General features: G+C 68.5%; 18 protein-coding genes and 2 pseudogenes. 12 read left to right on the top strand and 8 right to left on the bottom strand.

Annotation, left to right across the window (positions count from 1 at the left end; translation table 11 throughout):
* Together ABS772_RS04910 and ABS772_RS04905 are read right to left on the bottom strand one after the other, a co-directional pair.
* Window positions 1-267 (bottom strand): annotated as a pseudogene (locus tag ABS772_RS04910) (hypothetical protein); the annotation flags it as partial.
* A gap of 151 nt (window positions 268-418) precedes the next feature.
* Window positions 419-1,012: a phosphatase PAP2 family protein gene (locus tag ABS772_RS04905; protein ID WP_350392625.1), complete on the bottom strand. Its 594-nt coding sequence runs from the start codon at window positions 1,010-1,012 to the stop codon at window positions 419-421.
* Window positions 1,013-1,905: 893 nt separating this feature from the next.
* Between ABS772_RS04905 and ABS772_RS04900 the strand changes: the two genes are divergently transcribed.
* From ABS772_RS04900 to ABS772_RS04885, 4 genes are all read left to right on the top strand, one after another.
* Entirely contained in the window at window positions 1,906-2,109 is a 204-nt protein-coding gene (locus ABS772_RS04900) for a hypothetical protein (protein WP_238256163.1), read from the top strand.
* A gap of 85 nt (window positions 2,110-2,194) precedes the next feature.
* Window positions 2,195-3,043 carry a serine O-acetyltransferase gene (gene cysE / locus ABS772_RS04895; RefSeq protein ID WP_238256164.1) on the top strand — a complete coding sequence of 283 codons (849 nt, stop codon included), beginning with the start codon at window positions 2,195-2,197 and terminating at the stop codon, window positions 3,041-3,043.
* Between the two features lie 373 nt (window positions 3,044-3,416).
* Window positions 3,417-4,808, top strand: a complete 1,392-nt coding sequence (locus ABS772_RS04890) for a family 2B encapsulin nanocompartment shell protein (RefSeq protein WP_238256165.1) — start codon at window positions 3,417-3,419, stop codon at window positions 4,806-4,808.
* Window positions 4,795-6,750, top strand: coding sequence for a family 2A encapsulin nanocompartment cargo protein cysteine desulfurase (locus ABS772_RS04885; RefSeq protein ID WP_350392614.1), 1,956 nt, complete (start codon window positions 4,795-4,797; stop codon window positions 6,748-6,750). The genes ABS772_RS04890 and ABS772_RS04885 overlap by 14 nt, the downstream gene beginning before the upstream one ends.
* Window positions 6,751-6,870: 120 nt before the next feature.
* Here ABS772_RS04885 and ABS772_RS04880 read toward each other — a convergent pair.
* The 6 genes and pseudogenes from ABS772_RS04880 to ABS772_RS04855 all read right to left on the bottom strand — a co-directional run.
* Window positions 6,871-7,008, bottom strand: a pseudogene (locus ABS772_RS04880) (IS5-like element ISMra2 family transposase); the annotation flags it as partial.
* Between the two features lie 195 nt (window positions 7,009-7,203).
* Window positions 7,204-8,280, bottom strand: coding sequence for an acyl-CoA dehydrogenase family protein (locus tag ABS772_RS04875; RefSeq protein WP_350392610.1), 1,077 nt, complete (start codon window positions 8,278-8,280; stop codon window positions 7,204-7,206).
* Window positions 8,281-8,285: 5 nt separating this feature from the next.
* Window positions 8,286-8,843, bottom strand: a complete 558-nt coding sequence (locus tag ABS772_RS04870; protein ID WP_350392608.1) for an OsmC family protein — start codon at window positions 8,841-8,843, stop codon at window positions 8,286-8,288.
* 10 nt (window positions 8,844-8,853) lie between these two features.
* Window positions 8,854-9,711, bottom strand: a complete 858-nt coding sequence (locus ABS772_RS04865; protein WP_350392605.1) for an ABC transporter permease — start codon at window positions 9,709-9,711, stop codon at window positions 8,854-8,856.
* Window positions 9,708-10,934: an ABC transporter substrate-binding protein gene (locus ABS772_RS04860; protein WP_350392602.1), complete on the bottom strand. Its 1,227-nt coding sequence runs from the start codon at window positions 10,932-10,934 to the stop codon at window positions 9,708-9,710. Before ABS772_RS04860 ends, ABS772_RS04865 begins: the two co-directional genes overlap by 4 nt.
* Before the next feature lie 22 nt (window positions 10,935-10,956).
* Entirely contained in the window at window positions 10,957-11,712 is a 756-nt protein-coding gene (locus tag ABS772_RS04855) for an ABC transporter ATP-binding protein (protein WP_350392598.1), read from the bottom strand.
* A gap of 672 nt (window positions 11,713-12,384) precedes the next feature.
* Here ABS772_RS04855 and ABS772_RS04850 point away from each other — a divergent pair.
* The 8 genes from ABS772_RS04850 to ABS772_RS04815 are packed head-to-tail and all read left to right on the top strand — an operon-like array spanning window position 12,385 to window position 21,476.
* On the top strand, window positions 12,385-13,839 hold the full coding sequence (locus ABS772_RS04850) for a carbohydrate porin (RefSeq protein ID WP_350392596.1): 1,455 nt from the start codon (window positions 12,385-12,387) through the stop codon (window positions 13,837-13,839).
* 45 nt (window positions 13,840-13,884) lie between these two features.
* Complete coding sequence (locus ABS772_RS04845) at window positions 13,885-15,291, top strand: LLM class flavin-dependent oxidoreductase (RefSeq protein WP_350392594.1); 1,407 nt, start codon at window positions 13,885-13,887, stop codon at window positions 15,289-15,291.
* A gap of 5 nt (window positions 15,292-15,296) precedes the next feature.
* The gene (locus tag ABS772_RS04840) at window positions 15,297-16,067 is read left to right on the top strand and encodes an ABC transporter ATP-binding protein (RefSeq protein WP_350392592.1); all 771 of its coding nucleotides are present in this window, start codon (window positions 15,297-15,299) and stop codon (window positions 16,065-16,067) included.
* A gap of 10 nt (window positions 16,068-16,077) precedes the next feature.
* Entirely contained in the window at window positions 16,078-16,959 is an 882-nt protein-coding gene (locus ABS772_RS04835) for a branched-chain amino acid ABC transporter permease (protein ID WP_350392589.1), read from the top strand.
* A 4-nt stretch (window positions 16,960-16,963) separates the two neighbouring features.
* Window positions 16,964-18,019 (top strand): branched-chain amino acid ABC transporter permease, encoded by a 1,056-nt coding sequence (locus tag ABS772_RS04830; protein ID WP_350392585.1) that lies wholly within the window; start codon window positions 16,964-16,966, stop codon window positions 18,017-18,019.
* 33 nt (window positions 18,020-18,052) lie between these two features.
* Window positions 18,053-19,426, top strand: coding sequence for an ABC transporter substrate-binding protein (locus ABS772_RS04825; RefSeq protein ID WP_350392581.1), 1,374 nt, complete (start codon window positions 18,053-18,055; stop codon window positions 19,424-19,426).
* Window positions 19,423-20,202, top strand: coding sequence for an ABC transporter ATP-binding protein (locus tag ABS772_RS04820; RefSeq protein WP_350392579.1), 780 nt, complete (start codon window positions 19,423-19,425; stop codon window positions 20,200-20,202). Before ABS772_RS04825 ends, ABS772_RS04820 begins: the two co-directional genes overlap by 4 nt.
* 29 nt (window positions 20,203-20,231) lie before the next feature.
* Window positions 20,232-21,476 carry an acyl-CoA dehydrogenase family protein gene (locus ABS772_RS04815; protein ID WP_350392629.1) on the top strand — a complete coding sequence of 415 codons (1,245 nt, stop codon included), beginning with the start codon at window positions 20,232-20,234 and terminating at the stop codon, window positions 21,474-21,476.
* Window positions 21,477-21,503: the final 27 nt, after the last annotated feature.

The following is a 21,503-nucleotide window of genomic DNA, read 5'->3' as shown; positions in this document are numbered from 1 at the left end:
GGCGCGAAGCGGCAAGTATGGATCAAGCACCCTGCGCCCGCTCCTCATGTCCGGCGGACGATTTCCGCTGGTGAACGCCTCGACGACATAGCCGACAATGGTCACTTCGCCGCCGAGGATCAGCACGCCGGCCATCAGCGGGAACGGCCGGCGCTCCGCTGGCGCGAGGGCGACCACAGGAGCAGGGTCGTTCCGCGTCGCCACCGGCCGTGCCGAGGCCAGCGGGATCAGATCGAGGATCAGTAGCAGCGACACCGCGAGCTGCATTCAGGCACGAAACTGCCAGGCTTAGGCCAAGGAGAACGCATCAAGCGGCTGCATTCTGACACTTTGTGCTCACCCGAGATGTCTGCATTGGGTCGGGAGCGGCGGTTCGCCCTCTCTAAACCCGATGTCGGCTCCTCACGCGCGCGGCCTCTTACGCGAACAAAGACCATCTCATGCCGAGTCGTCGGCGTCGGTGCGTGAGCTTGTGGATGGCAGCCTCCGCAGTAACCCCTATGAGGGCACCCGTCAGCACGTCGGCAGGGAAGTGCGCACCGCGCACAACCTGTGCGGCTATGATCCCGGCAGCGGCGGCGTACGCGGGACCCTTGATCTCCGGGTAGGCACGAGCCGTGGCACAGGCGACGGCAGCACTCAGGGCAGAATGCCCCGAGGGGAAGGACTGCCAAGGTCCAACGTTCGTCCCTGACCAACCGCGCGCGTAGATCCCCTCATCCATGAGAACATTCGGGCGGGTCCGATGCACCGTGCGCTTCAGACTCGTCTTCACGAGGCTGGCCAGGATGCCAGCCTGCAACATGTGCCGACCTGCCTCGGCGAGCCGCCGATCGTGCGCGATCGTACCCCAGGCCAAGGTGCCGACAGATAGGGCGAGCAGAGACTGCCAGCTTCCCACCTCGCTTGCCCGCGCCAACGCACGAACTGCGGAATGATCCTTGGCGCGAGCAAGCTTGAGGCCAGCTGCGACATCGGCAGCCTCGATGCGGTTGGTTGGGCTGCCAGTCATGGCGTGAGGCGGTCGTGCAAGCATGGCTGTTAACGCAAAACGTCAGCAATCGTTCGCGGTGATAACCACACGAATGGCCTGCAAACTCCTGCCCAAAGCGGCCCTTCGAGGCGCTGCTGTCGGAGGTCCGGATGGGGTGGTAAGCCGCTGTTGAGATGACCGCTCAGGATCGCTGCTCGGGACCAGTGAGCCGTGGCAGAGTTCCCAGCTCTCGCCTGCAATGATTATCCAGCCGGTTGATCCGCGCTTCGACCTACTCGGATGATGGTCTGACCGTGCCGACGGAACGTGGTCGTTCCGGTTCCGCGCACGTCTCTTGGTGCCCGCCAGGAAGCACATGCCCGAATGGTCCGACTGGCACTTGATGGTGTCGGAGCCGGAGTCCTTCAAAATCGACGTCCATTCGGACGCGGCGAGCCGTGTGACGGCAATCTTTCCACACCAGAGCTACAGCCTGCAACTCTGCAAACACCGCTCGCGGGATGAGAACCGCGCCCACTTGGCCATCAGGCGCAGCGAAGCCCACATCAAGGGTATCGCCTCCGTCGATTGGCCCAACACCAGGGGGGCTTCACGGCGACGGCGAGCGGGGAAAGCGTCTCATAGGTTGAGACCGTGGGCGACGACAGAGTGCCGTCGCGGTCCGGCGTAGCCTGACCGGACGCGCGGAACAAGGCTTGCCAAAGGACGTTCCATCGATAATTATCAAGATAATGCAATGACTTAGTGAAATTTATGCTCTCGATCCACGCTGCCGCGCAGCAAATCTTCTCCTGCATTAGAGCGCGGTGGGAAGGCTCTTCCCGCACCTCTTCCGGGGCTCGATTCGGCAAGCTGCGCGCCGGCCGGCGGAACGGAAGCCGGGACGGGATTCCCGCTTCAAGGACACCATCATGCTGAGTGCGACGATGCTTCCCGGCGATCAGGTCGTGTTCGACCGGCTCGACCTCGCCGAAGCTCTCGGGATCTGGCGCAACGCTCGGGGCCGGGTGGTCGGCATCCACGGTCAGGCCGGCTGCGCCACGATCGATGTCCAGTTCGACGGGCACGAAACCTTGCAGAGCTACCTGCCGGATCTGTTCCGGCGCATTCAATGAAGCGATTAGACGGGCCGAAGATGCGTGCGGACTATCATCGGTGCGACGTCCGCTTCCCCCCTCTGTTCAATCCGGCGACCCGGTCGTGACCGCGGCTCTGGCAATCGTCCCGCCCCTGCGGGCGACAAGCCGCAGCACCGCGGAAGGAGAGGTCTGGGCGGCCATGCGGGCGGAGGCCGAGGCCGCACTGATCGAGGAGCCGCTCTACGCCGGCCTGATCCAGGCGACGGTGCTCGATCAGCGCAGCTTGCCGCAGGCGCTAGCCTACCGCCTCGCCCACCGGCTCGGCGACGGCGATCTCTCGCGGCTGACCATGCGCGACCTCTGCCTCTCCGCCTTCGAGGCCGACCCGCATGCGGGGGCGCACGCGGTGCGCGACCTCATCGCCATCCGCGAGCGCGACCCGACCTGTCGGCGCTATCTCGATCCGTTCCTGTTCTACAAGGGGTTTGCCGCCCTCGAAGGCTACCGGGTGGCGCACTGGCTGTGGCACCAAGGCCGGGCGACGCTCGCTCTGCACGTGCAGAGCCGCATCTCCGAGGTGTTCGGTTGCGACATCCATCCGGCGGCGCGGATCGGCTCGGGGGTGTTCATCGATCACGCCACCGGCGTCGTCATCGGCGAGACCACGGTGGTGGCCGACGACGTGTCGATCCTCCAATCGGTGACGCTCGGCGGCAACGGCAAGGAGAGCGGCGACCGGCATCCGAAGATCGCCCGCGGCGTCCTGCTCAGTGTCGGCGCCAAGGTGCTCGGCAACATCCGGGTCGGGGAAGGCGCCAAGGTCGCCGCAGCCGCGGTGGTGCTGCACGAGGTGCCCGCCCACACCACCGTCGCGGGCGTGCCGGCGCGGATCGTCTCCCGCCTCGGCCCCGGCGAGGAGCCGGCCCAGAGCATGGATCAGTCCTTCGTCGGGTACGGCGACGGGATCTGAGTGCCGCGCGACGCGCTTGAGGATAGAAATCCGTTTCAAGATTTCTCCCTGTTTTGCATTATGGGGAAGATATTTCCCCGGTTCTATCCTTTGTCGGAAGAGCAATTTTCCTTGCGCCCGAAACTTGGAGATTCATCACACAAACAGACAAAAAATGAGAAAAGTGTTCTATTGACCCTCGCGAGGTCGAGCTTCTAGGTTCGAGCCGCTTCGCCAGCCAAGACAAGTATCTGCTGGTGGTTTTTCATCGCTCGACAGTTCTGGTCGACCGCATTCGACGGTGAATGCGGTTCCGGCGCGCCTTCGGCCGCGTCGCCGCCCTCGCATGGGCGCGGACCTCCCGCAGACATCCATCACCAGGAGACGACGACAGATGAGTGGACCGGGCCTGAGCGTGAGCGCATCCGCTGCGCGCAATCTAGCGACCGCGACCGTCACTTCGGTCCAGAACGTCGCCAACACCCCGCGCTTCCTCCTGCGTCTCCTGCCCTTCGTCGACGTCGCGGGCGGCGTCTACCGGGTCAACCGCCGCGCCGTGGTGCTGGCCAAGCCCGGCCGGGTCGATCTCGTCGCCGAGGACAAGGGCCGGACGATCAGCCCCGGATCGCTGCGCGCCGTGCCGCTGTTCAGCCGCTTGGGGGACGCCGAGCTCGCCGCGCTGGCGGGCAAGTTCACGCAGAGCCGGCACAAAGCCGGCGACGTCCTCGCCGAGGAGGGCTCGTCCGGCCGCAGCCTCGTGGTGGTGGCCGACGGCACCGTCGAGCTGACCCTGTCGGGCCCCTACAAGGGCCGCCTGCGCCAGGGGCTCGCCACGCGGGGCGACTATTTCGGCGACGACGCCCTCGTCGGCGAGGCTGGCCCCGCGCCGGCGGTGAAGGCGCTCTCGGCGGTGACGCTGCTGACGCTCGACCGCGCGGCGATCGAGGACGAGGCCGTGCGCTCGCGCATTGACCAGTACCAGGAGGAGCGTGACCGTCTGAAAGGCCACACCAACTCCTACGGCGAGCAGGGCATCGAGCTGCTCGCGGTCCATGCCGGCGAGCCGCGCCTGCCGACCACCTTCGTCGACTACGAGATCGACCCGCGCGAGTACCACCTCTCGACGATCCAGACGATCCTCAACACCCACACCCGGGTCACCGACCTCTACTCCAATGAGATCGACCAGCTGCGCGAGCAGATCCGTCTCACGGTCGATGCCGTGAAGGAGCGCGAGGAGTGGGAGCTCCTGAACAACTCGCAGTTCGGCCTGCTCGGCGAGGTCGCCGGCCGCCAGCGCATCCCGACCCGCTCGGGCCCGCCGACCCCGGACGATCTCGACGAGCTGCTGACGCTGGTGTGGAAGAAGCCGGCGTTCTTCGTGGCGCACCCGCGCGCCATCGCCGCCTTCGGCCGCGAGGCCACCCGCCGCGGCGTGCCGCCGGTCGTCGTCCACCTGTTCGGCGCGCCGTTCATTACCTGGCGCGGCGTGCCGCTCGTCCCCAGCGACAAGCTGCCGATCGACACCGATCCGGTGACGGGGGCTCAGACCACCTCGATCCTGCTCCTGCGCGTCGGCGAGGGCGAGCAGGGCGTGGTCGGCCTGCAGAAATCGGGTGTGACCGGCGAGATCGAGCCCGGCCTGTCGGTGCGCTACATGGGCACCAACGACCACTCCATCGCCTCGCATCTCGTGACCCGCTACTTCTCGGCTGCCGTGCTGGTCGAGGACGCGATCGCCCGTCTCGATAACGTGCTGCTGGGCAACTACCATGACTACGCCTAACGCACCCGCTCTCGGTTTTCCGACCGGCAGCGCGGGCGATCTGGCGCATGCCGATCTCGTCGGGCGCCTTGCCCGCGAGATTTATGGCCAGGGACAGGCGGCCAGCGCGCCATTCCAGCCCCACCTGCCGCAGACGCCTCAAGCTCCCCAGGGGCTCGAGAGCCTCCCCACCGGTTCCGGGCAGCCCGGCGTCGCCCTGGGCACGCCCTCCCTGCCCTCGGGCGCCCTGCCGTCGGGCATTCAGCCCGATGTCTCGGCCCAGGCCGCGCGCTCCTTCGGCGCGCCGGCGGGCGCGAACCTGTTCGACGTGGCGGCGATCCCTTCGGTGCACCCGTTCCCGAACCAGAGCCGGTTTCCGGAGTACTTCGTGCCGAGCGTGCCCGAGGTGGCGGCGGCGATCCCCGGTGGGCCCGACCTGCACCGCCAGATCGCGGCCGATCACCCGCGCGCCAACGGCGTCGCCCACGCGCTGGCACCGCACCTCGTGCCGCTCGACCCGCCCAAAGGGGGCAAAGAGGCGGGCAAGGACGACGCGCAGGAGCAGTTTTCGGAGTTCGGCCGGCTCCCGCACCCGAAGGCGCCCGACAACACCGGCGACTACTACTTCCTGAGCCCCGCCCCCGCGCCGGCCCGCGCCAAGAAAGCCGCGGCCCAGCCGCGGGTCGCGCCGTCGCGCCATGCGGGCTCTGCCGCGCGGGTGACCTCCCACGGCTCGGTTCCGGCCGGTGCGCCTTTCGACGTCGAGCACGTGCGCAAGGATTTTCCGGCCCTGCACCAGAGCGTGAACAGTCATCGGCTGGTCTGGCTCGACAACGCGGCCACCACCCACAAGCCGCAGAGCGTGATCGACGCCACGAGCGAATTCTACGGCCGCCACAACTCGAACATCCACCGGGCCGCGCATACACTGGCCGCGCGCTCGACGGATCTGTTCGAGGGCGGGCGCGAGAAGACGCGCCGCTTCCTCAACGCGCCTTCGAAGGACGACATCGTCTTCCTGCGCGGCACCACGGAGGGGATCAACCTCGTCGCCAATTCCTACGGCCGGGCGAATATCGGCACGGGCGACGAGATCATCGTCTCGGCGATCGAGCACCACGCCAACATCGTGCCCTGGCAACTCCTGGCGCAGGCGACCGGCGCGACGATCCGGGTGATCCCGGTCAACGACCGCGGCGAGATCATCTTCGAGCAGTACGCGGCGCTGCTCTCGGGCCGCACCAAAATCGTCTCGGTGACCCACGTCGCCAACGCGCTCGGCACGGTGAACCCGATCCGGGAGATCATCGCGCTGGCGCATGGGTACGGCGTGCCGGTGCTGGTCGATGCGGCGCAATCGACCCCACACATCCCCATCGACGTGCAGGCCTTGGACGCCGACTTCCTGGTGTTCTCCGGCCACAAGGTGTTCGGGCCGACCGGCATCGGCGCTCTGTACGGAAAGAAGCACCTGCTCGAGGCGATGCCGCCGTGGCAGGGCGGCGGCCACATGATCGAGGACGTCACCTTCTCGAAGACCGTCTATAAGGGCGCGCCGGAAAAGTTCGAGGCCGGCACACCGGACATTGCCGGCGCGGTCGGCCTCGGCGCGGCATTGGACTACCTCGAGAGCGTCGGCCTGCCGGCGATCGCGGCCTACGAGCACGACCTGCTCGAATACGCGCAAGAGGGCTTGGCCGAGGTGAAGGGCCTGCGCCTGATCGGCACGGCGCTCAACAAGGCGAGCGTGATGTCGTTCACGGTCGACGGCCTGACCAACGAGGCGGTCGCCCATCACCTCGATTCCCTCGGGATCGCGGTACGGTCCGGCCACCACTGCGCCCTGCCGGCCCTGCGCCGCTTCGGCGTCGACCAATCGGTGCGCGCCTCGCTCGCCTTCTACAACACGCGGGAGGATGTCGATCTCTTCCTCCGCGCGCTGCATACCTTACCGCGGTACTAGGGCGCTTTCCGACGAAGTGGATGCCAATTCGTCGTGAGAAAGCGCGTTGCAACAAAGACCGAGCGCCGTGCCCAACCCGATGCAATCAGGTCGGCACGGCGCGAATGCGTTTCTGCGACGTCATGTGAGCCAGAGCATCGTCATGCCAAGGGTGACCATGGCGAGGGAGTTGGCCGTCCGCTTCTCGTAGCGGGTGGTGACGCGGCGGTACTGCCTGAGCCGGTTGATCAGCCGCTCGACCTTGTTGTGCTTCCGGTGCACAAGACCATGACGATGAAAAATAGCCTTATCAGAACGGCAGTATTTCTGAAGCAAACTTGCCCGGGCGAAATGCTGTTCGATATCGACTCGACATTTTGGGATTGCCGATAGAACGCGTTCAGCCTGTATGCCACCGCCGCGATCATGGTGGCGCCGCTGCCGCGCGGCTGGAAGCGATCCCGTTCTGGCCCGTCAGGTCGCCCTCGCGAGCTCCGTCGTGATGTGCTTCACGGACGGCGTGACGATCGCCACGAATTGCGCCTCGCGCAGGCGGCGGAACGGCTCCGACCCTTCGAGATAGCCGCGGGCGCCGAACTGGAGCATGGCGGCTTGCGCCGCCTCCAGGGCCAACCACGACACGTCGAGGCGCAGGCGCAGGGTCTCCAGGAAGTTCGCGCGGTCGGTCTCGGCATGCGCTTGTGCCGCGGCGGCAACGCGCGCGCGCAGGGCATCCGCCCGCGCCTCGATCGCGTCCGGCCCGAGCGGCAGGAAAGCCGCGTTGGCGCGCCCACGGGCATCCGCGCGCATCAGCGCCGCGACCCCGCGGGCGAGCCCAAGCCCCATTCCGGTCTGGAGCAGAACGAAGCCGTTGCGGATGCGCGGCACGAAGGCGGCGGCATCGTGCGTGATCACGTCGGCATCGGACAGGAGCGCGTCGCGGATCATCACCGTGTAGGTGCCGGTGCCTTCGAGCGCGATGAAACGGGCATTGCCCGCGATCGAGACAGCCTCGGCGCCGGCCTCGAACAGCCCCATCACCCGCCGGCCGTCGGGCAGCGAGAGGATGCCGGCGAAACGCTGGCCCGGGCCGAGGTTCGACACCCAGGGCAGCCGCCCGCGCACCCGGTAGCCTTCGCCCGCGCGCTCGCCCTGGAGCGCCAGCGGCTCGATGCCGGAGAACGCCTTCATCGGGTTCGACAGCCCGGTGCCGCCGAGCGCCGCGCCCGAGGCGATCGCAGCGAGATGGCGGCGCGGGCCAGCCTCGTCGCCCTGGGCGAGGTACCAGACCAGCGCGTCCTGGCACCACATGCAGAAGGCGGTCGAGAGGCAGGCCTGCCCCGCCTCCGTCATCGCGTCGATGGCGGCCAGCAGCCCCGCCGCCGTGCCATCGGCGTGGTGCCCATAGGCGCCGGCCGCCCCCAGCGCCCGCAGGATGTCGGCGGGATATTCCCCGGCGTCGATCGCGCCGAGACGCGGGCGCATGATCTCGTGCACGATCCCGGCAACGTCGAGCGGAAGGGGCTCCGCAATGCGGGCGATGGCGGCCATAGGCGTCAGGCCCGCGCCAAGGTGACGGAGACGGGGTTCTTGACGGTGTTGAGCACCGGCGACCACTGCCCGGCATGAGCCACGAGTTCGTCGAGTTCGGCCGCGCTCGCGCCTTCGACGTCGAGATGCACCTTGAGCCGCACGGCGGTGAGTCCGACCGGCTTCTCCGAGAGGTCGCCTGTGCCCCAGACCGAGGTGATGTTGATGTCGCCCTCCGACTCGACCTCGATGCCCTTGACGGTCCAGCCGCGGGCGATGGCGTTGGCCTGGAGCCCGACCGCGACGCAGGTGCCGAGCGCGGCGAGCAACGCCTCGGTCGGGTTCGGGGCGGTGTCGTCGCCGAGCAGGGCCGGCGGCTCGTCGACGATGTGGGCATCAAGGCTGCGGATGTAGTTGAGATGGCGGAAGCGTCGGCCCTCGGCGACGGTGCGGGCGCGCACGGTCTTCACCACGCTCGGGTCGGCCCGGCCCTTCTCGGAGAGGGCGTGCAGCTTCTCGCGGTCGATCGGCTCGAACACCTTCTCGAAGGTCTGGACGATTTCCTTGGCGGCGGTCGCGGTCATTGTTGTTTCCTCACGTTGCGGGAATCCAGCGGGCGCGGGCGGCCAGCCGCCCGAGACCGGTGTCGAGGGCGTAGCCGATCAGTCCGATCAGCAGGACGAGGGCGGCGAGCCGGTCGTAGGAGAGGGTGTCGCGGGCATCGTTGATGGCGTAGCCGAGCCCGCTCGTGACCCCGAGATACTCGGCCGGGACGAGCACGATCCAGGCAACGCCGAGCGCGAGCCGCACGCCGGTGAGGATGTCCTGCAGCACCGCCGGGACGACGACGGCGCGCAGAGCCGCGAGCCGGCCCGCGCCGAGATTGCGCGCCATGGCGAGCCAGACCGGATCGACCCGCTTCACCCCGGCGGCGGTCGCGAACAGGATCGGCCAAATCGCGGCGGCGGCGATCAGGAAGACGATGGCCCCGTCCCAACTCGGAAAGGCGAGCACCGCCACCGGCATCCAGGCCAGCGGCGAGATCATGCGCAGGAGCTGGAACGGCGGCTGCAGGATGCGCTCGGCGAGCGGGACCGAGCCGACCAGCAGCCCGAGCGGCGCACCGAGCCCGAAGGCGACGGCGAGGCCCTGGCCGATCCGGGCGAGACTCGGCGCGGCGGCCCGCCACGCTTCGCCGGACGCCAGGAGTTCGGCGAAGGAGGCCAGCGCGGGCCCCGGCGCGAAACCGGTGAAGGCGGCGTAGGCCGGCACGCTGTCCAGAACCAGCCCGCCCGCGAACCACAGGGCGAGCAGCCCCGCAAGGCCGAGAAGCGGGGCCAGCCGGTCGAGGGCAGAGGCGCCAAACCGTGCACCGATCCCGGCCCGGCGCGGCACCGGGGCCGCGACCTCACGCTCGACGGCAAGCGCCGCCTCGATCACGCCCCCGCTCACAGGCTCAAGGTCTCCTGGCGGGTGAGCGCGGCATCATCCGCCGCGCCCGGCCATTCGGGATAGCGCTTGAGCGAGGCCCGCACGAAGCGGTCGTCCACGAGGTCGCGCGCGACGAAATCCGGGTCGAGCCCTTTGAGGAAGCCGGCATCGCCCTCGACGACGGTGTTGCCCATCGCCTCGACGATCAGCTTCGTGGCGGAGGGGTAGGGCCAGGGCTGGAAGTCGATGCGTTGCGCCGCCCAGTCGCGGTGGCGGATTGCGCCGCTCGCCTCGTAGGCCGGGCCGTAATCGGTGGTCGCCTTGATGATGACGTCGGCGGGCATCGGCAGGTAGCCGCGGCCCTCCTTCGAGATCAGCCGGGCGACCTCCTCGCGGTTCTTCACGCAATAGGCCTGGGCCCGCACGATGGCATCGACCGCCTTGCCGGCCCATTCGGGCTTGGCCGCAACCTGGCTCTCGTGCGCGACCACGACGCAGCAGGGATGGTTTTTCCAGATGTCGCCGGTGAAGCGCAGCATCCGTGCCCTGGCCTTGATCTCGCCGAGCGCATTGAACGGCTCGGCGACGATGTAGCCGTCGATCTTGCCCGCCGCGAGCGCTGCCGGCATCTCGGGCGGCGCCAGGATCTGAAGCGCGCACTCGTTCGGCGCGGCATCCCCCCGGATCACCGGCGTGACGCCGGATTCGCGCAGCGCGTATTGCAGCACGACGTTGTGCATCGAGTACCAGTACGGCACCGCGACGCGCTTGCCCGCCAGCCCCTTGAAGTCCTCGATCCCGCTCTTGCCGCCGACGACGATGCCCGAGCCGTTGGTATGGGCCCAAGCCAGGATCTTGACCGGGAACTTGTTGTTGTAGCGCATCCAGACCGGGATGGGCTTGAGCAGGTGGGCGAGGTTGAACTTGCCCGCGGCGAACCCCTCCGCCAGCGCCGACCACGAGCGCACCGGAATCGGCTCGGCGACCTTCAGGCCCGCCTCCTCGAAGTAGCCCTTGGCATGGGCCACCAGCAGCGCAGTCGCGTCGGTGATCGGCAGGTAGCCGATGCGCACGGTGTCGTCCTCCGCGGCGTGGACCGCGTGGCCCGACAGGGCGAGCCCGCCGCCGCCGAGCAGGGCGGCGAGGCCGCCGCGGGCGAGCGCGTCGAGGGTGTTGCGGCGCGTCCAGTCGGCGCGGGCCCATTCGTGCGTCCACAGGGCGGAGAGGTCGTCGGGGGCGGTCATCTGCGGTCTCGGAGAGGAAGGATCAGGCGGCGCGACCGGTGATGCCGGACGCGTCGCGGGCAACGGAACCGAGACGGCGGCGCAACTCGGCCTCCGCATCGTCACCGAGGGCGAAGTCGGCGGCGATGCGGGCCGGGCGCCCGTCGAGCACGACAGCCCGCGCCGCCAGGGCGGCGACGTCGGCAAGGTCGTGGGTGACGACGATCAGCGTCAGGTCGCGGGCCTGGGCGAGCCGCAGCACGTCGGCACGCAGGCTCGCGCGCATCTCCGGGTCGAGCGCCGAGAACGGTTCGTCGAGAAGCAGAATCGAGGGTTCGCTCGCCAGCGCCCGGGCGAGCGCCACCCGCTGCTGCTGACCACCCGAGAGCTGGTGCGGCTTGGCGCCCACGCGTTCGCGGAGGCCGAGATCGTCGAGGAGGCGGCGCGCATCCGCCTCGCGGGCCGCGCGATCGCGGCCGAGACGCCCCGAGAGGCGGGCGGGCAGCAGCACGTTGTCGAGCACGCTCGCCCAAGGCAGCAGAGCAGGGCGCTGGAACATCACCGTGCAGCCCGGCACCGGTCCGCGCGAGGGAATGCCATCGAGCCACACGCTGCCGGCGGAGGGCGTGACGAGTCCGGCCATGATCTGCAAGAGGGTCGATTTCCCGACGCCGGAGCGGCCGAGGATGCCGATGCGCTCGCCGGCCGCGACCGCGAGATCGATGCGGTCGAGCACTGGGCTTGGGCCGTAGCGATAGGCGACGGCCGCGAGGGCGAGACGGGGAACGGAACGCGACATCGAACCTGAATAAATCCGACAAGACCACCCCGGAAGGTCGACCATGTCGTAGAGCGGCACGCGGCCAAGATGATCGATCAGCCCTCTCGAAATCAATAAATGCAATATTCAAATATCGGTACGAATTTGCATAATCGGCCTCCAAGAATCTCCCGTCGTGAAAGGATTATTCCTCCATCTCAGCCGTCCGGACCTCGCTCGATCCTACGGCGCGTCGGCGTTGAGCCTTGGTCCGCGAAGTTTGTCAGGGCTGACATCGTCCGGAGCCCGTCCCTTTCGGCACGCCGCTGCAACGTGGAAGCGTTTTGCTTCGCCGATCTGCGATCCACACGTCCCCTCGACGACTCCGATACGCCGCCCTCCCCTTTTCCGGCGCAGAAGGGACAATCTTGTCCCAGCATCGCGCTCAAAAATGGCAATCGCTTTCATTGACGCGCCAGTTTCCATTGCGGAATATCAGAGCGTAATCGAAGAGCATCAAACGAAGACAAGAAGATCTTCGTCGGGCTCTCGATGACGCGTCGGCAAAGCGGGTGGATCGACCTCCTCCCAGACCGACCGCCCGCCGAGGTGCCGCATCAAGCGGGCCGACGCCTCTCCCCCGATCCGCCTCACGTGCCTGCGTCCGCGCCGGTCCGATGACCCCTGCGCGACTGCCTGAAGACGAGCCCGATGCCGAACGTCCTGTCCCCGCCGGCCCGCCTCCTTTTGCTGAGTGCCGGCCTCGCCTGCGCCGTGCCGCTCATCGAGACCTCTGCCCTGGCGCAGTCGCCGAGCGCGGTCGAGAGCTTCACGGGCGAAGCCGGTCCCCGCACCAACCCGGAGGCGATCGGCGTCGCGCCGGACGGCAAGGTGAAGTGGCACGGGCCGCTCGCGCCCTACGCCGCCTCGCTGGCGCTCGCGGGCCTCAGCTTCGACGTCAACGTCTACGACTTCTTCTTCTCCAATCCGAGCGCGGGCCTGCGGCCCGGACAACTCTCGAATTCGGCCTATTACCTGCTGAGCCTCGATGCGGATCTGGATAAGCTGGTGGGCGTCCCCGGCGGCTGGTTCCACATCACCCAGACCTTCTTCGGCCTGCGCTGGAACAACCGCAACATGGGCGCCGATATCGGCGACACCACGATCGGCTACCAGCCGACCTTCAACCGCGACATCGCCCGCCTGTCGATCCTCACCTACGAGCAGCGCCTGCTCGACGACCGCCTCGCCATCGAGGTCGGGCGCACGCACCCGAACCGCTACTACGCGCTGCCGCCCTGCCAATCGAGCGTGAGCTGCTTCCAGGACATCCTGCAGATCAATGCTGGGCTGACCTCGCCGCTCTACGGCGTCTGGGGCGCCAACGTCGCCTACAAGACCTCTCCCGACGACTACATCCAGGCCGGCGCCTTCGCGGTCACGGGGCGCGCGAACTTCACGTCCGGCTGGGACTGGGGCCACGAGCCGCTCAACGGCGTCGTGACGCTGGCCGAGATCGGCCACGCCACGACCTTCGTCACCGATCCCTATCCGAGCCGCGTGGCGCTGACCGGCTTCTTCAACACGGCCGACCACGAGGACAACCTCAAGACCGTCTACGGCACCTCGAAGGGGCTCAATCCCGGCGATCCGGTGCGGCTGCGCTCCGGCACCTCCGGCGTGATCCTCACCGGCTCCCAGGTGGTCTGGCGCGCCGATGGCGGCGCGGAGGCGGGTAACCTCAACCCGACCTCGATCCAGGCCTATACCAGCCTCGCCTACGCCCCCGATCCGACGGTGCCGATCCGCTGGAGCGCGTTCGCCGGCCTCACCCTGCAGGCGCCCGACCAGAGCCGGCCGCTCGACCGCTACGGGGTCAAGGTCAACTGGCAGCGCATCTCCGCCGACTACGCGCAGTTCCTCTCCGACGCGAACTTTATCTCCGGCGGCAGCGGCGAACTCTATTCCCGCGACAAGCTGATCTTCGAGGCCAACGCGCATCTGGCGCTCGGCAAGGGCATCTTCTTCGAGCCGGTAGTCCAGTACCTCGTCAACGGCAATTCCTACTGGAATCCCTTCACCCCCAACCGGACCAAGGACGGCTTCTACGTCGGGGCCACCCTGATCGTGCCGCTCGGCCAGTTGCTCGGCCTCGCCCCGGGCTGAGCCTTTCCCGCCCCCGTCCCCGGTTCCAGCAAGGGCTCTCATCCGATGTCCGACAAGCCAATCCGCTTTAACGCCTTCGACATGAACTGCGTCGGTCACCAGTCGCCGGGCCTATGGGCCCATCCGCGCGACCGCTCGTGGCAGTACAAGGATCTCGAATACTGGCAGGATCTCGCCCGCACACTCGAAAGCGGAATCTTCGACGGGATCTTCATCGCCGACGTCGTCGGCTACTACGACGTCTACAAGGGCTCGAACTGGCACGCCCTGCATCAGGCGGCGCAGATCCCGGTCAACGATCCGCTCCAGCTCGCCGCGCCGATCGCGCTCGCCACCGAGCATCTCGGCATCGGCATCACCGCCTCGACCTCGTTCGAGCACCCCTACACCTTCGCCCGCCGCCTCTCGACCGCCGACCACCACACCAAGGGCCGGGTCGGCTGGAACATCGTCACCTCGTATCTGGAGAGCGGGGCCAAGAATGTCGGCCAGTCGGGGCTCGCGCGCCACGACAACCGCTACGAAGTCGCCGCCGAATATGTCGAGGTGCTCTACAAGCTGTTCGAGGGAAGCTGGGAGCCCGGCGCGGTCCTGCGCGACCGCGAGCGGCGGATCTTCACAGACCCGTCGAAGGTGCACGAGATCGACCATCGCGGCCGGCACTTCACCGTACCGGGCTATCATCTCTGCGAGCCCTCGCCCCAGCGCACGCCGGTGCTCTACCAGGCCGGCGCCTCCGGGCCCGGCAAGGCCTTCGCAGCGGGCCATGCCGAGTGCGTCTTCGTCGGCGCGCCGCTGAAATCCCTGCTCAAGGCCTATGTCGCGGATGTCCGGGCGAAGGCCGTCGCCGCCGGCCGCTCGGCCCGCGACGTGCTGATCTACAACCTCACCACGATCATCGTCGCCGAGACCGACGCGGCCGCGCAGAAGAAGTTCGAGGAATACCAGTCGTACGCCTCCTACGACGGCGCGCTGGTCTTCATGTCGGGCTGGAGCGGGATCGATTTCGGCCAGTACGCGCCGACGGACCTCGTCAAGAAGGTCGAGACGAACGCCATCGTCTCGATGGTCGAGAGCTTCTCCTCGGCCGAGAAGCCGTGGTCGATCGCCGAACTCGCCCGCTGGGGCGGCATCGGCGGGATCGGGCCGGTCTTCGTCGGCTCGGCGGCCACAGTCGCCGACATCCTCCAGGAATGGGTCGGGGAGACCGACGTCGACGGCTTCAACCTCGCCTACGCGGTGACGCCGGAGAGCTTCGAGGACACGGTCAACCTGCTGGTCCCCGAACTCCAACGCCGGGGCGTCTACCCCAAGAGCTACCGTCCCGGCACCTTGCGCGAAAAACTGTTCGGGCGCGGGCCGCTCCTGCCGGAGACGCACCCGGCCCACGGCTACCGCGACATCGCGGCGGTGAAGGCCCGTGAGGCCCACCGCCTCGAAGCGGCGGAGTGAGAGCGATGGCCGACCCGATCCTCGAACTCTCCGACGTCTCCCTCTCGTTCAAGGGGCTGAAGGCGATCAATGCTTTGAGCTTCTCGGTCGCGCGCGGCGAGATCTGCGCCCTCATCGGCCCGAACGGGGCGGGCAAGTCCTCGGCGCTCAACATCCTCAACGGCGTCTACCGGGCTGATGCCGGACATGTCGCCTTCGAGGGGCAGCGCTTGCGCGCGATCCGGCCGGGGGCGGCAGCGCGACGGGGGATCGGGCGCACCTTCCAGCACGCCGCCCTGTTCTCGGGCCTCAGCGTCCTCGACAACGTGCTGGCCGGGCTCGCCCGCCACAGTCGCACCACCCTGATCGAGCACGCGCTGGGGCTCCCCCGCGACGCCGCCGAGACGCGCCGCTTCCGGGCAGCCGCCGACGAAACGCTCGGCTTCCTCGAATTGGCGGCCTACCGCGACCGCATCGTCGCGACGCTGCCCTACGGAATCCAGAAGCGGGTCGATCTCGCCCGCGCGCTGGTGGCGCGGCCGAAGCTGCTGCTCCTCGACGAGCCGATGGCCGGCATGAACGGCGAGGAGAAGCGCGCCATGGCCCGCTTTATCGCGGCATCGCGCGACCGCCTCGGCACCACCATCGTGCTGATCGAGCACGATATCGGCGTCGTCATGAGCCTGTCCGACCACGTCGTGGTGCTCGATTACGGCCGCAAGGTCGGCGACGGCCCGCCCGAGGCGATCCGCAACGACCCGGCCGTGATCGCGGCCTATCTCGGCAAGCCGCATTGAGGGGCACCCCATGAGCTTCTTCCTGGAGACGCTCGCGGGCGGCCTGCTCGCCGGCGTGATGTATGCCCTCGTCGCGATCGGCTTCGTGCTGATCTACAAGGCGTCGGGCGTGTTCAACTTCGCGCAGGGGGCGATGGTGCTCTGCGCCGCGCTCACCTTCGTGACGCTGACCGAGCGCGACGTGCCGTTCTGGCTCGCCGGCCTGATCACGCTGGCGATCATGGTGACGCTGGCGGTCGCCGTCGAGCGGATCGTGCTGCGGCCCCTCGTGAACCGCTCGCAGATCACGCTGTTCATGGCCACGCTCGGCCTGTCCTACGTGATCGAGGGCGCCTCGCAGTTCGTGATGGGCGCGAGCGTCCACGAACTCGATCTCGGTCTCAGCGACCTGCCGGTGGCGCTCGGCCCGATCCAGCTCAGCTCGTTCGATCTCGTGGCCGCCGCGAGCGCCGGCGCCCTGGTGATCGCCCTGTGGCTGTTCTTCGAGCGCACCCGCCTCGGCGTCTCGCTGCGGGCGGTGGCCGACGACCCGCAGGCGGCCCTCTCCATCGGCATCCGGCTGCCCGTGCTCTGGGCCACGGTCTGGGCGGTGGCGGGCTTCGTGGCGCTGGTGGCGGGCCTGCTCTGGGGCGCGCGCCAGGGGGTGCAGTTCTCCCTCACCTTCGTGGTGCTCAAGGCGCTCCCGGTGCTCATCATCGGCGGCTTCACCTCCATCACCGGCGCCGTCGTCGGTGGCTTCATCGTCGGCGCCGCCGACGCGCTCGCCGAGATCTATCTCGGGCCGCTGCTCGGCGGCTCGGTCTCCACCTGGTTCGCCTACGGGCTCGCCGTCGCCTTCCTGCTGGTGCGCCCGGCCGGACTGTTCGGCGAACGCGCCATCGAGAGAGTTTGACCCGATGCCTCCTGCCCTCGCCGCCGCCCTCGCGCCGGGCCGGCGCCCCGTGCTGCCCGCTCTCCCCCAGCGCGCCGCCGGCCTCGTCCTTCTGCTCGCGGTCGCCTTCGTGGCGATCCCGCTCACCGCCACCGATTACTGGTACAACGCGATCCTGATCCCGTTCCTGATCATGGCTCTGGCCGGGCTCGGCCTGAACCTGACCATGGGCTATGCGGGTCAAGCCTCGCTCGGCACCGGCGCCTTCATGGCGGTGGGGGCCTACGCCACCTACAACCTGCTGCTGCGCCTGCCCGAACTGCCGCTGCCGGTCAGTCTGGCGGGCGGCGGCCTCATCGCCGGGGCGGTCGGCCTCGTCGTCGGCTTGCCGAGCCTTCGCATCAAGGGCTTCTACCTCGTCGCCCCGACGCTCGCGGCGCAGTTCCTGATCGAGTGGGTCTTCAATCAGGTCGGCTGGTTCTCGAACTACGCCTCGTCCAGCGCGATCTCGGCGCCGCGGCTGGTCTTCCTCGGCCAGGACCTGTCGAGCCCGGCCGGCCGCTACGCCCTGACGCTGACCAGCGTCACGATCGTGACCGTGCTGGCCTGGCGCCTCGTCCGGAGTCAGACCGGCCGCAACTGGCGCGCCGTGCGCGACGGCGAGACCGCGGCGGCCGTCATCGGCGTCCCCGTGGCGCGTGCCAAGTTCTCGGCCTTCTTCGTCGGGGCCGCGGTGAGCGGGGTGGCGGGGGCGCTCTGGGCGTTTGCCTATCTCGGTACCGTCGATGCCCGCAGCTTCGATCTCGACCGTTCGTTCCAGGCGATGTTCATCATCATCATCGGGGGCTTGAGCAGTCTCTCGGGCAGCTTCATCGGCGCGGCCTTCATCGTGCTGACGCCGATCCTGCTGACGCACCTGTCGAACGCCTTCCTCGGCGGCAGCCTCGACGGCGGCCAGATCGCGAACCTCCAGCGGATCCTCTTCGGCGCGCTCATCATCGGCTTCCTGATCAAGGAGCCGAACGGGCTGGCCGCGCTCTTCACCACGCTCTCGGGCCGCCTGCGCCGCCCCACCCGCTGACCCTTTCCCAGAACCGTCCCGGAGAAACGAAAGATGCCCCGCCTGTCCCGCGCCCTGCGCGCCGCCGCCCTCGCCGCGAGCCTGACCGCTCCCCTCGGCCTCCCATCCTCCGCCTTCGCCCAGGAGGCCGGCGCGCAAGCGGCCAAGCAGTACATCCCGATCGCCACCTACCGCGTCGGCGCCTACGCCTCGTCCGGCACGCCGGTCTGGGGCGGGACCATCGATTACTTGCGCTACCTCAACGAGGTCGAGGGCGGCATCAACGGCGTCAAGCTGACCTGGGAGGAGTGCGAGACCGAGTGGGCGGTCGAGAAGGGTGTCGAATGCTACGAACGGCTGAAGGGCGGCCGCGACGGCTCCCCAGTGCCGCTGTTCCTGCCGCATGGCGACCCGATTACGAAGGCGCTCACCGAGAAGTCCGCCGCCGACAAGATCCCGCTGCTCACCACCGGCTACGGCCGCACCGAAGCCATCGACGGGCGCGTCTTCCCCTACAGCTTCACCGTGCTGTTCAGCTTCTGGAGCGAGGCGTCCTCGGCGGTGAACTACATCGCCGAGCAGGTCGGCGGGAAGGACAAGCTCAAGGGTCTCAAGATCGCGACCGTCTACCACGACTCGCCTTACGGCAAGGAGACGCAAGTCCCACTCGACCTGCTGGCCAAGACATACGGTTTCGAGAATATCCAAATCGCCGTGCCGCATCCCGGCAACGACCAGTCGGCGCAATGGGCGCGCATCCGCCAGATCAAGCCGGACTGGGTGTTCCTGCGCGGCTGGGGCGTGATGACCCCAGTGGCGATCAAGACCGCGGCCAAGACCGGTTTCCCCGTCGATCACATCATCGGTGGCATTTGGTCGGGCTCGGAGGAGGACGTGCGCCCGGCCGGCAGCGTCGGCAAGGGCTATCTGGCCATCACCCCGTTCCCCGCTGGCGCCGAATTCGGCATCCTCAAGAAGATCAAGGCGGCGATCGTCGATCAGGGCAAGAGCGACCTGAAGGATCTCAAGAGCTTCGGCTCGGTCTACTACAATTCCGGGGTGATCGAGACGATCATCGCCGTCGAGGCGATCCGCACCGCGCAGGCCCGCTTCGGCAAGCGCCCTCTCAACGGCGAGGAGACGCAGTGGGGCCTCGAACACCTCGTGCTCGACGAGGCCCGCCTGAAGGAACTCGGCGCGGACGGCCTCGTCCAGCCGCTCCGCCTGTCGGTCAAGGATCATGAAGGCGGCGGCGCCGGCAAGGTGCTGCAATGGGACGGCGCCAAGTGGAACATCGTCTCGAACGGCTGGGTCAAGTCAGACCGCGAGCTGCTCCTGCCGGTGATCTACGAGCGCGCCGCGGCCTATGCCCGGGAGAAGAGCATCACGCCGCGCACCGAGGACACGGCGGAAGCGGTCGCGAAATGAGCGTGCAAGCCCCCTCTCGCGCTCACTTCCTCGATGTCGAGGCCATCGAGGCGGTCTACGGCGCCTCGATCCTCGCCCTACGCGACGTGTCGCTGAGCGTGGCCGAGGGCGAGATCGTCGCCCTGATCGGTCCCAACGGGGCCGGCAAGACCACGACGCTGCGGGCGATCTCGAACCTCCTCGGTGCACAGCGCGGCAGCCTGCGGCGCGGGGCCATCCGCTGGCAGGGCGAGGCGACCGGTCGCCTCGATCCGGCCGATCTCGTCGCTCGCGGTATCGTGCAGGTGCTGGAAGGCCGCCACGTCTTCGGCCAGCTCACGGTGGAGGAGAACTTGGCTGTCGGCGGCTATCTCCGCCGCCCGAGCCGACGGCAACTCGCCGAGGATCTGGAGCGGATCTACACGTGGTTCCCGCGCCTGAAGCAGCGACGTTGGGCCAAAGCCGGCCTGACCTCCGGCGGCGAGCAGCAGATGGTGGCGATCGGGCGTGCCCTGATGACCCGCCCGACGCTGCTACTGCTCGACGAGCCCTCCATGGGGCTCGCGCCGATCATCGTCGCCGAGATCTTCGAAATTGTCGCTCGGCTTAATCGTGAGGAGGGCGTGAGCGTCCTCGTCGCCGAGCAGAGCGCCAACCTCGTGCTCGATTACGCCCACCGCGCGGTGGTGCTGGAGAGCGGGCGCGTGGTTGCCTCCGGCACCAGCGTGGAACTGGCCGCAAGCGGACGCCTCGGCGCGCTCTACCTCGGCGGCGCCGAGGCTGTGACCCGGCACTGATTTTCGCCCCGTACCGATTGAGATGGATGATGAGTGAACCCGACGCCACCCCATGGGCCGGCTGGGGCACGCCCCCGAGCCCGCGCTACGAGACCCTCGCCGCGCGCTTCCGGCCCGTCTTCGCCCGCATCCGCGAGCGAGCCGTCTCACGCGAGCGGGAGCGCGATCTGCCCTACGAGGCGGTCGGCTGGCTGCGCGAGGCCCGCTTCGGTGCCCTGCGGGTGCCGGAGGCAGAGGGCGGCTTCGGCGCAAGCCTGCCCGACCTGTTCGGGCTCCTGGCCGAACTGGGGCAAGCCGATTCCAACCTGCCTCAGGCGCTGCGCAACCATTTCGGCTTCGCCGAGGACACCGTCGGCAGCCCGACCGGCGAGCGCCGGACGCACTGGGTCGAACGTCTCACGGCAGGCGACCTGTTCGGGGGCGCGTGGTCCGAGACCGGCCTGGCCACGGTCGGCACCTTCGAGACGCGCATCCACCGCAGCGGCGCGCGCTGGGGTCTGACGGGCCGGAAGTACTACACCACGGGTTCGCTGTTTGCCGACTGGATCGACGTCGTCGGCACCGGCGAGGCGGGGGAGGAAACCTCGGTGGTGGTGCCGGCGAAAGCCCCGGGTGTCGAGGTGATCGACGATTGGGACGGCTTCGGCCAGCGGCTGACGGCGAGCGGCACCGCCCTGTTCGAGGACGCGCCCGCGATCGGCGAGCCGCTGCCGACAGCGGACCGCTTTCCCTACGGCCCGGCCTTCTTCCAGGCGGTGCATCTCGCCACCCTCACCGGCATCGCTCGGGCGGCAGCGGGCGAGGTGGCGCAGGCGGTTCGCGAGCGCAACCGCACCTACTCTCATGCCGCCGGAGCGCGCCCGAGCGCCGACCCGCAGGTGCTCCAGGTCGTGGGCCGGGTGCATGGCCTCGCCTACGCGGCGGGCGCCATCAACCAGCAGGCGGCGCAGGCCGTGCAGCGCGCTTACGAGGCGCGGGCCGCCGGCCTCCCCGAGGCGGAGGCGCACGCGATCAACGTCGCCGCCGAGATCGAACTGGCGCAGGCCCAGAGCGTGCTGACCGGTCTCGTCCTCGACGCGGGGACGATCCTGTTCGACGCGCTTGGCGCCTCGGCCACCAGCCGCCGCCATGCGCTGGACCGTCACTGGCGCAACGCCCGCACGATCGCCTCGCACAATCCACGTATCTTCAAGGACCGGGTCGTCGGCGACTACGCCGTCAACGGCACCGAACCGCCGTTCCAATGGAAGATCGGACAGATGCGCAAGAATTAGCTCTGAGATCTGTACACATACATCCCA

The organism is Methylorubrum podarium (assembly GCF_040270385.1).
Lineage (GTDB): Bacteria > Pseudomonadota > Alphaproteobacteria > Rhizobiales > Beijerinckiaceae > Methylobacterium > Methylobacterium podarium.
The sequence above is the reverse complement of the archived record's forward strand: the minus strand, read 5'-3'. Positions and strand labels throughout refer to the sequence as shown.

What these genes read in the sequence shown, in the direction of transcription:
- ABS772_RS04905 (WP_350392625.1), bottom strand. Translation starts at nt 1,012, where the DNA reads ATGACTGGCAGCCCAACCAACCGCATCGAGGCTGCCGATGTCGCAGCT.
- ABS772_RS04900 (WP_238256163.1), top strand. Translation starts at nt 1,906, where the DNA reads ATGCTGAGTGCGACGATGCTTCCCGGCGATCAGGTCGTGTTCGACCGG.
- ABS772_RS04890 (WP_238256165.1), top strand. Translation starts at nt 3,417, where the DNA reads ATGAGTGGACCGGGCCTGAGCGTGAGCGCATCCGCTGCGCGCAATCTA.
- ABS772_RS04885 (WP_350392614.1), top strand. Translation starts at nt 4,795, where the DNA reads ATGACTACGCCTAACGCACCCGCTCTCGGTTTTCCGACCGGCAGCGCG.
- ABS772_RS04875 (WP_350392610.1), bottom strand. Translation starts at nt 8,280, where the DNA reads ATGGCCGCCATCGCCCGCATTGCGGAGCCCCTTCCGCTCGACGTTGCC.
- ABS772_RS04870 (WP_350392608.1), bottom strand. Translation starts at nt 8,843, where the DNA reads ATGACCGCGACCGCCGCCAAGGAAATCGTCCAGACCTTCGAGAAGGTG.
- ABS772_RS04860 (WP_350392602.1), bottom strand. Translation starts at nt 10,934, where the DNA reads ATGACCGCCCCCGACGACCTCTCCGCCCTGTGGACGCACGAATGGGCC.
- ABS772_RS04855 (WP_350392598.1), bottom strand. Translation starts at nt 11,712, where the DNA reads ATGTCGCGTTCCGTTCCCCGTCTCGCCCTCGCGGCCGTCGCCTATCGC.
- ABS772_RS04850 (WP_350392596.1), top strand. Translation starts at nt 12,385, where the DNA reads ATGCCGAACGTCCTGTCCCCGCCGGCCCGCCTCCTTTTGCTGAGTGCC.
- ABS772_RS04845 (WP_350392594.1), top strand. Translation starts at nt 13,885, where the DNA reads ATGTCCGACAAGCCAATCCGCTTTAACGCCTTCGACATGAACTGCGTC.
- ABS772_RS04840 (WP_350392592.1), top strand. Translation starts at nt 15,297, where the DNA reads ATGGCCGACCCGATCCTCGAACTCTCCGACGTCTCCCTCTCGTTCAAG.
- ABS772_RS04835 (WP_350392589.1), top strand. Translation starts at nt 16,078, where the DNA reads ATGAGCTTCTTCCTGGAGACGCTCGCGGGCGGCCTGCTCGCCGGCGTG.
- ABS772_RS04830 (WP_350392585.1), top strand. Translation starts at nt 16,964, where the DNA reads ATGCCTCCTGCCCTCGCCGCCGCCCTCGCGCCGGGCCGGCGCCCCGTG.
- ABS772_RS04825 (WP_350392581.1), top strand. Translation starts at nt 18,053, where the DNA reads ATGCCCCGCCTGTCCCGCGCCCTGCGCGCCGCCGCCCTCGCCGCGAGC.
- ABS772_RS04820 (WP_350392579.1), top strand. Translation starts at nt 19,423, where the DNA reads ATGAGCGTGCAAGCCCCCTCTCGCGCTCACTTCCTCGATGTCGAGGCC.
- ABS772_RS04815 (WP_350392629.1), top strand. Translation starts at nt 20,232, where the DNA reads ATGAGTGAACCCGACGCCACCCCATGGGCCGGCTGGGGCACGCCCCCG.